Here is an 8,090-nt window from a genome sequence, read left to right as displayed (position 1 = left end):
GGTCCGATCAAGCCCACCTAAAGTTTGCCGCAATCTCTCTTCGCATGATGACAATCAACATTGCAACCCGTTTTTATCCGGACACAATCACGAATCCACAAAACACATCCGCAAATTATCCACATGCGGGACCACTTGAGGGCAAACACCATCCTCAACCCGTTGTGCAAAAAACCAGAAACAGTTAACCTCCCGTTAATCCGAAACAAGCCGGTACAATCAAATTACGGCGGTGAGAATGTATTGTGTACGATCCGTCGCACTGACGTTGATGTCGCTCCTTGCCCTGATGCTGGCTGGATGCAACGGCGACGGCGAAAAGGGAGAGTCCTTCTCCGAGGCCCTGGCGTCAGGTCGGTTTCTCGGAACGACGTCAGGCAGCAACAGTCGCGCGGCATCCGCCAGTTCAATTGCAGGCGCGACACAGCGCACACCTTCCGCTGTCGTCGATCTCGGGACGGATCAAGGGGCTGCTGCATCTTTCCAGAACTCGGGTGCCCCGATCGCACTGCAAAATGACGGCGGCAGTTTTTCGCTGAATTTCGTGAATGTTGACGTGCAGGAGTTCGTTCGCTCGGTGTTTGAGGAGGTTCTCAAGGCGAACGTCGTCGTGGATCCGGGCGTGTCCGGACGAGTGACCGTGCGAACCGCAAATCCCGTCAGCCGGTCCGAAGCGATCGGGCTCATTCGAAACGTACTGTCCATGAACGGCGCATCGCTCTCAGAAGCTGGTGGTACATTTCGGGTCTTGGCTTCATCCGGTGAGGGGGGGCAAGGGCAGTCGGCTTCGTCCTTTCGTGTGGTCAGTTTGAACAACATAGACGCGGAACAGGCGCGCGCTGCTCTGCAGCCTTTCGGTGCAGACCCTTCGAAGGTTGTTTCGCTCTCGGGAGGCAAGGTCGTTCTATTGACCGGCGCCGAAGGTGATCTTGATCGCTTTGTGCAGGTGCTTTCCTCGCTGGACATCGACCAGTTCAAGGGCAAGTCCTTCGTGCTTCAGCCGTTGGAGACCGCTGGCGCTCAGGCGGTATCGTCCGAACTCAACCAGATGTTCGGCGGGAACCGCGGCAGCTTTCAGGCCTATCCCGTTGAGCGCATGAACGCCGTGCTGCTGATGGGGACATCAAAGTCACTCATCCAGAGAGCAAGAACTTGGCTGACGCGTCTTGATCAGGGCGGTAGCGAACAGAAGGGAGTTCACGTCTACCCTGTCCAGAACCGCGATGCTTCGGAGATTGCCGGCGTGCTGCAGTCCATGGTGGCTGCCAAATCAACCGCCGCAAGTCAGGCACAGGCGACACAGGGGGTAGAGCCGGCGGTCGCTTCTGCCCCCGCCCAATCTGGCGGGGATGGAGGCATCGACCCGACCACCCAGTTCGGCGGGACGGGCGAGCCGGCGGCAGGCGCGGCGCAACCTGTGGGCGGGGCTTCCCAGATGAACGGCATTTCCATCAGCGCCGACAAGTCGACAAACTCGCTGGTGATCGTTGCGTCTGATGAAGATTACGCCCTGATCGAGAAGGCTATTCGCCGTCTTGACGTCATGCCGCCCCAGGTCTTGATCGAGGCGACCATCGCCGAGGTTTCGCTGAACGATTCTCTGAAACACGGCGTCCGTTGGTTTTTCCAAAGCGGCAACAACGCCGCTCTGCTGTCGGACGGCAGCGGCTCCACAATCAATCCCATCGTCCCCGGCTTCAACTACATATTCTCCGTGACCGACGCCCGCTTGGTCATCAACGCCCTCGAAGGCGTCACGAATGTTCAAGTCATTTCCTCGCCGGCTCTGACTGTTCTCGATAATCAGACGGCGACCCTGAAAGTTGGCGATCAGGTCCCTATCGCCACCCGCTCAGCGCAAAGCGTCACTGATCCGGAGGCTCCGATCGTTAGCGAGATCCAGATGAAGGACACCGGCATCATCCTGAACGTGAAGCCACGCGTGAATGCCAGCGGCCTAGTCCAGCTGGATATCTCTCAAGAGATCAGCGACGTGGTAGCAACGACAACGTCGTCCATCGACTCCCCGACGATTCAGCAGCGGGCCATCACAAGCTCTGTCGTAGTGCAGAGCGGGACAGAAATCATTCTGGGAGGATTGATATCCGCCAAGAAGGAGAGATCCCGGACCGGCGTTCCCCTGTTGAAGGATATCCCCCTTCTTGGGGAGGCCTTCACGACAAACCGGGTCAAGACGTCCGACAAGACCGAGCTGATGATCATCATCAAGCCAGTAGTCCTCCGCACGAATGTCGACGTAAACGCCGTGACCAGCGAAATCAAGGCGCGGCTGTTTGCGAACTGATCGCTTGGCCACTGATTGTCTGGTCAGCACGGCAGGTTGAGTGACAAGGGATGGAGCCACCAGCGGCCGCCCCATTCTATCTGCCATTATTGAGTTCTGTTGCAACTCTGTAAGGGGCGGGAGCCATCCGCCTTTTTCCGCTGGACGTCCGCGGCCACCAGAGCGGTAGTGCTCCTGCCGCGGCGGTAAGCGGCACCCGCAACGCGAGCCGCCTCGGATCCAAGCCGATCCGGGGCTTGAGCTGGTGCGAAGGGCGCGATGACGCGTCCGGTCACAAGGATCGCACCATGTCCATCACAGACAAGACGAAAGTAGTCCGTCGGCGGGGACGACAAGCAGTACCGGTCGCCACGGCGATTGATCAAGCCAAAGAACTGACCGGCACGGGCGCAGCTATCGGTGCCGTCGTTGTCGACGGGAATGCCGGAGTAGCTCCGACCTCCGAGTTGGGCGCAGCTGCCGACAGGGTCGGCCCAGCCGCTGAAGGCAGCGATGCCGATTATGTTGCGGATGCGGGCAGCGGTGCCTCCCCGATAGGGGCAGAAGTGGTGGCCGGAGGATCAGCCTCCGACACTGGCACGCCGAGGGAGATGTACACGGGCTCAAGCGGGCGGCGCGCGGGCTGCATCAGGCGTTCGATCTCTTCAAGGACATCAGTCCAGGTAGCGAACTGGTGAAGGCTCAAACTCGTGATGATGTTGGCGGGGACTATGCCGAGAGCGCCAAGGAAAGCGTTGCGGACCTGCCAATGTTCGACGCCTCGGCCAAAGCTGCGATCGGCGATCCACGAACGTGCAAACCGCGTTGCGTCTGCGGCGGAGTTTTCGGCGGCAATGAGAGTGAACTCAGACATAGGCGTATTCCCTTGAAGGTTGGGTGAGATCGCCCCGTTGTGTTCTCCGAAAGCGCCGCATCTGGTCGAGGATCATCTGTGCCTGGGTGGACAGTGGAACGCGATGTTCCTTTGCTGCTTTGGTCCGGGCCGCCGGTATGGTCCAAGTTAGCCCGTCCTCGGATATTTCGGCCCAAGTTGCGCCCAAGGTCTCGCCGGATCGGCACGCCGTTAAGACGGTCCACATAAGGGCGGTCAGGCTTACCGACGGCGCGCGTACCGCAAGCAACCGGCTCATGAACGCGGGGGCGTCTGAATAGGGTAGGGCGGCATGGTGTTCGGTCTGAACGCGGACCTTTGGTAGCACATGTTCGAGGTTACCTTTGAACGTGGCCGGGTTCGTGAAGTTGGGCGCGCCATGCAATGTAGCCGCGTAGGATAGAACACGCTCTATTCGACCAAGTACGCGCGACGCGGTTTCGTTCTGCTCGGTCCAGATTGGCCGCACGACGCCTTGCACGTCTGCCGTTGTGATGGTGTCGAACGCCTTGGCGCGAATGGCTTCAAGTGCGGCAAGATATTGGCTATGTGCGAGTTTGGATATGCGCACGCGGTCCATGTCGAACGGCTTGCATCCGAGCGTGGTTGCCCACTGTTCCCGGTGCTTCTCGTTCTTCAGGTGGCCAAGCTCTGTTGACACGTAGTCGTCTGCAACGCTGCCAAACGTAGGCTTGTTCATAGGGGCGGGTGCCGCCGGCCTCGCCTTTCTGGCAGTGATTGGGTCGCGACCAGCCTTAAGATGTCCACGGCACTCCGCAGCTAGTTCATGGGCTTCATCCAACCCAACTTCATACGCCGAACCAAGTCCACATTCCCTTTGTCTACCGGAGCCGGGCGCAAGCGGGTCGTCCTTCCAACGAAAGCGAAAGAGCTATGAAGCGCCACCTTTGCCCGACACCTGAAGAATCAAACCATCACGATCGGTGGTTCTCGAAGCGATGCCAGAGGCAATGAGTTGCTTCATTTTCTGTTTGGTCAGGGGCACGCTCACTATGTGGGTTCTCTGTGTGGGAAGCCGCATTCCCCCTCGGTGTGTGGGAAGCGGTGAGGGGGTAATCCCACACATTTTACGCCAAATAGTGGCATACGATGAAATGTGCTGCAATCGCCCGTCTGGCAAAAGCCGCAGAGAACCGCCATTCTGCGGCTGTCTGACATCTCGTGAAAAGGGTAAGTGGCGGAGCCGGAGGGATTCGAACCCTCGGTACGGGTTTAAGCCCGTACGCCGGTTTAGCAAACCAGTGCCTTCAGCCTCTCGGCCACAGCTCCGTTAGGGCGCATCCCTAGAGGAAGGGACGAGTCTGGTCAATCCCATTTTTTCGATATCCCGGCTGTGTTTTATCTGCGCAAAAGTCGGGACCTCATTTCGGTGCGAGCGGCTCCCGAAGGGCAGGGCGGCCGAGCCGCCCGTGCCTCCGGGATGCCCTTGGGCTGGCGCCGGCCAGATCACCAGCGGTGGTGCACATGCGGCGCGACGAGGCGCGCGTAGATCTCCCGCGTCGCCGCCATCACGTCGGCACTGAGGGCCGCCAGATCCGAAGCCGCGGCGTTGCCGATCGCCTGGGCTTCATTGCGCGCACCGGGGATGACGACGCTTACCGCATCGGCCATCAGGATCCACTTGAGCGCGAAGGCCGCCATGGAGGCCCCGGCCGGCACCAGCTTGCGGATCTCCTCCACCGCCTCGAGGCCGACGCCGAAGGGCACGCCGCAGAAGGTCTCGCCCACGTCGAAGAACTCGCCGTTGCGGTTGAACTTGCGGTGGTCGTCGTCGGCAAACTTGGTGTCGGCGGTGATCTTGCCCGAGAGGAGGCCCGAAGCCAGCGGCACGCGCACGATCACGCCGACGCCGCGCTTCTTCGCCTCGGCGAAGAACAGATGGTCAGGCCGCTGCCGGAAGATGTTGTAGATGATCTGAACCGAGACCACGCCCGGATACTCGATCGCCTTCAGCGCTTCTTCGACCTTTTCCACCGACACGCCGTAATTGGCGATCTTGCCGGCCTTCTTGATGGCTTCCAGGCCATCGAACAGCGCGGGGGTGTAGTAGACTTCGGTCGGCGGGCAGTGCAGCTGCACGAGGTCCAGGCACTCGACGCCGAGGTTCTTGAGGCTGCGGTCGATGAAGGCCTCGATGTTCTCAGGCGTATAGCCCGCGGCCACATGCGGATTGAGCCGCCGGCCTGCCTTGGTCGCCACGAAGGGACGGTCGCCGCCGCGCGCCTTCAGCACGTCGGCGATGATCTTTTCCGAACGGCCGTCGCCATAGACGTCCGCAGTGTCGACGAAGGTCACACCGGCGTCGAGCGCCGCGTTCAGCGCCGCCTTGCCGTCAGCCTCGCTCACGTCGCCCCAAGAGCCGCCGATCTGCCAGGCTCCGAAACCGATCTCCGAGACCGTGACCGGCAGACGACCGAATGCGCGATATTTCATGCTTGCCTCCATATCCGGGCAGGGTACCCACTGTGGCTCAGGGTATTGCCCATGCGTCTCGCCAAGACAAATTCATTCGACAGATGAATGGTATCTTCCCGGGAGATGATCGCCGTCACCCGGCTGGCTCGGGCGAAATGAACACCGGGGCAAAGCCCCCGCCGGCGCTGCGGAAGTTGGTGGTCTGCCCATCATAGAGCCGGGCCGCCAGCAATTGCACCTCACCGTCATAGGCATAGGCCCTGAGATCGAATTTCAGCGGCTTGCCGTCCGCACCGGCCTTCACCCGTCGCTCCGGCGGCCGGACGATCTCCTGTGCCACATAGTCATGCGCCAGGATCTCCGCCCACACCCGCGTGGTGATCTTGTCGCCGCGATAGGCCGCGCGGCTGCCGAAGCCGGCGCGCGGCTTGAAGAACAGCCCCTTGCGCGCCGCCCAGAGGCTCTCGGCCGTCTCCGCCTTGACCAGACGGGTCGGCGGAATGATCTCGCTCAGGATCGCCACCTCCTCCGGCGAAGCGCCGAGCGCGGCAATCGCCATCGGATCGGACAGCAGCGCCAGATTGGCCTTGTCGGCAAGCAGGGCATGAGCCCGCGGATGCGGTGTCACCGCCACCGTGCCGGAGAGATAGGCGGCGCGCAGAGCTTGCGAGGCGGGCTCGTCGAAATAGAAGTCGGTCAGCCTGTTGTAGACCACGTCCACCGCTTTGCCGTCGGCGAGCAACTGCTCCCCGGTCCACTTGAGCTTCGCCGGATCCACGATGCTGACTTGCGTCCCTTCCGCCTCGAACATCGCCTGTGCCAGCAGGAACTCCGGGTAGAGATACTGCTCGCGCGGCGCAACGTCGACAATGGCGATATGGTTCGGAGCACGCCCGGCCTCGGCCTGGAACATCCGGGTCCAGAGCTGCGGCAGTGGCCGATGCGGCAAGGGCTCGTCCATCAGCATCTCAACGGCCTCACAGCAGGCCTTCTGCGCTTCGAGCAGCACCCAGTTGAGATAGGCGCCACCGGCGTTGGTGTTGATCTCGATGAGCCGCGGCCCACTGTCGGACATGTGGAAGTCATAGCCGAAGAACACGCCCTTGGCGCCCGGTTCAAAGCCGGCAATCGGCGGCGCGTTGGCGAGTACGGCATCGCGATAGGCCGGGCGCGAGACGACGGACTCGACGGTCCTGACAAGCCCTTGGATCGCCTTCACATCCTCGCGGGATATGAACACCGGCGCCGAGGCGAACAGATGCGGATGGGATTGCGGCAATCCTTGCACGATCTGCCCGAGCGCCGCGGTCATGTTCAGCCGCGCGGCCAGCAACTCCTTGTCCAGGAAGCTGCAGGCAAGAAACCGGTTGAGGCTCTGCGTCAGCAACCGCCCGCGTTTGTGCTGGATGTTCATGGTGTTGGCCTCCAGGACGGCGGGCAGCAGGCCGGCGACCCGGCACAGCAATCCTCGACCAGATAGTGCAGCAGGCCGCGGATCTTGGCGTATTCGGCGAAATAGCGGATCGTGCGCCCCTCGCGTCGGCTGCCGATCAGCCCGGCGCGCGCCAGCACCGCCAGATTGGCTGACATGGTGTTCTGCTTCACGCCGAGCCGTTCGCCGATCTCGCCGGCGGGCAAGCCTTCATCGCCGGCCACGACGAGCAACCGGAACACGTCCAGCCGGGTTTCCTGTGCCAGAGCCGCCAGAGCGGCGAGTGTCTGCAATTTATCCATAAATCATGATATATGGATGAAATAAGCGCTTGGCAACCCGCATGGATACGGATCTGCGCCCAGATTGGCGCGCCAGGAAAAAAGGGGCCGGCTTGCGCCGACCCCATGAAGTTTCATCTTATGATGATGCGACTCACACTTCGACGTATTCGACGTCAGCGAGTTCGCAATAGGCCTTCCACTTGGCGCGCGTGTCGCCGAGGTGGAGGACCTGATGGTGGGTGCCACCGTTCTTCAGCCAGCCGTTGAGGCATTCCTTGACGCCGGTGTCGGGCTTGAAGAAGAAGTAGGGCATCTCGAGGCCGGGCAGTTCCTCGGTGTCGAGGATGGTGCCCTGGGAGACCACGAGGCGGTACTTGTCGGCACCGATCGAGACCAGGCTGACCAGCGTTGCCGGGCCGGGTTCGCCCTGGAACAGCACGGTCGGCGGATTGTCGAGGCCACCGATGCCGAGCGGACGGTCGATCAGCTTGGGGCGACGGTCCTTGCGGGCCACCTTCCAGTTGCCTTCGCCCATGTGGCTCTGCAGCGCCGCATCGAGCTTGAAGTCCATGGCGTACATTTCGGTGAACTGCGGATCGGCCTGGATCGCCCGGCCGGCCACCATCAGCGAGGCGCAGTTGGTGTCGCCTTCCGCCGCATAGCCATAGCCCTCGGCCATCAGGTTCGAGGCAGCCATCATGTGGATCTGGTTGAAGCGGCCGTCATAGCCGATCTCGTTGAAGTAGATCGAGAAGCCGTCAT

The 8,090-nt window shown here is 61.4% G+C and carries 8 protein-coding genes, 1 tRNA gene and 1 pseudogene; 2 read left to right on the top strand and 8 right to left on the bottom strand.

What is annotated here, in order from left to right; all coding sequences use genetic code 11:
• A partial coding sequence (locus L2I41_RS21250; protein WP_237155630.1) for a hypothetical protein occupies positions 1-188 on the top strand: 188 nt, incomplete at its 5' end.
• Between the two features lie 83 nt (positions 189-271).
• On the top strand, positions 272-2,305 hold the full coding sequence (gene gspD, locus L2I41_RS21245; RefSeq protein ID WP_237155629.1) for a type II secretion system secretin GspD: 2,034 nt from the start codon (positions 272-274) through the stop codon (positions 2,303-2,305).
• 499 nt (positions 2,306-2,804) lie between these two features.
• Here gspD and L2I41_RS21240 read toward each other — a convergent pair whose 3' ends face one another.
• The 8 genes and pseudogenes from L2I41_RS21240 to L2I41_RS21210 all read right to left on the bottom strand — a co-directional run.
• Positions 2,805-3,158 (bottom strand): hypothetical protein, encoded by a 354-nt coding sequence (locus L2I41_RS21240; RefSeq protein ID WP_237155628.1) that lies wholly within the window; start codon positions 3,156-3,158, stop codon positions 2,805-2,807.
• Positions 3,151-3,876, bottom strand: a complete 726-nt coding sequence (locus tag L2I41_RS21235; protein ID WP_237155627.1) for a tyrosine-type recombinase/integrase — start codon at positions 3,874-3,876, stop codon at positions 3,151-3,153. The genes L2I41_RS21240 and L2I41_RS21235 overlap by 8 nt, the downstream gene beginning before the upstream one ends.
• A 33-nt stretch (positions 3,877-3,909) precedes the next feature.
• Positions 3,910-4,053, bottom strand: a pseudogene (locus L2I41_RS21665) (hypothetical protein); the annotation flags it as partial.
• A 319-nt stretch (positions 4,054-4,372) separates the two neighbouring features.
• Positions 4,373-4,466: transfer RNA gene (locus tag L2I41_RS21230), tRNA-Ser, on the bottom strand.
• 177 nt (positions 4,467-4,643) lie between these two features.
• Positions 4,644-5,630: an aldo/keto reductase gene (locus L2I41_RS21225; RefSeq protein WP_237155626.1), complete on the bottom strand. Its 987-nt coding sequence runs from the start codon at positions 5,628-5,630 to the stop codon at positions 4,644-4,646.
• Between the two features lie 115 nt (positions 5,631-5,745).
• Positions 5,746-7,026, bottom strand: coding sequence for a hypothetical protein (locus L2I41_RS21220; protein ID WP_237155625.1), 1,281 nt, complete (start codon positions 7,024-7,026; stop codon positions 5,746-5,748).
• The gene (locus L2I41_RS21215; RefSeq protein ID WP_237155624.1) at positions 7,023-7,346 is read right to left on the bottom strand and encodes an ArsR/SmtB family transcription factor; all 324 of its coding nucleotides are present in this window, start codon (positions 7,344-7,346) and stop codon (positions 7,023-7,025) included. Before L2I41_RS21215 ends, L2I41_RS21220 begins: the two co-directional genes overlap by 4 nt.
• Positions 7,347-7,479: 133 nt before the next feature.
• Positions 7,480-8,090 (bottom strand): L-arabinose isomerase family protein (locus L2I41_RS21210; RefSeq protein WP_237154252.1); only part of this gene is annotated, 611 nt, incomplete at its 5' end.

The sequence above is a fragment of the Oryzibacter oryziterrae genome (genome assembly GCF_021864535.1).
GTDB lineage: Bacteria > Pseudomonadota > Alphaproteobacteria > Rhizobiales > Pleomorphomonadaceae > Pleomorphomonas > Pleomorphomonas oryziterrae.
The sequence above is the reverse complement of the archived record's forward strand: the minus strand, read 5'-3'. Positions and strand labels throughout refer to the sequence as shown.

Bases quoted from the DNA above. Each gene is read 5' to 3' on its own strand.
- gspD (WP_237155629.1), top strand. From the start codon at position 272: ATGTCGCTCCTTGCCCTGATGCTGGCTGGATGCAACGGCGACGGCGAA.
- L2I41_RS21240 (WP_237155628.1), bottom strand. From the start codon at position 3,158: ATGTCTGAGTTCACTCTCATTGCCGCCGAAAACTCCGCCGCAGACGCA.
- L2I41_RS21235 (WP_237155627.1), bottom strand. From the start codon at position 3,876: ATGAACAAGCCTACGTTTGGCAGCGTTGCAGACGACTACGTGTCAACA.
- L2I41_RS21225 (WP_237155626.1), bottom strand. From the start codon at position 5,630: ATGAAATATCGCGCATTCGGTCGTCTGCCGGTCACGGTCTCGGAGATC.
- L2I41_RS21220 (WP_237155625.1), bottom strand. From the start codon at position 7,026: ATGAACATCCAGCACAAACGCGGGCGGTTGCTGACGCAGAGCCTCAAC.
- L2I41_RS21215 (WP_237155624.1), bottom strand. From the start codon at position 7,346: ATGGATAAATTGCAGACACTCGCCGCTCTGGCGGCTCTGGCACAGGAA.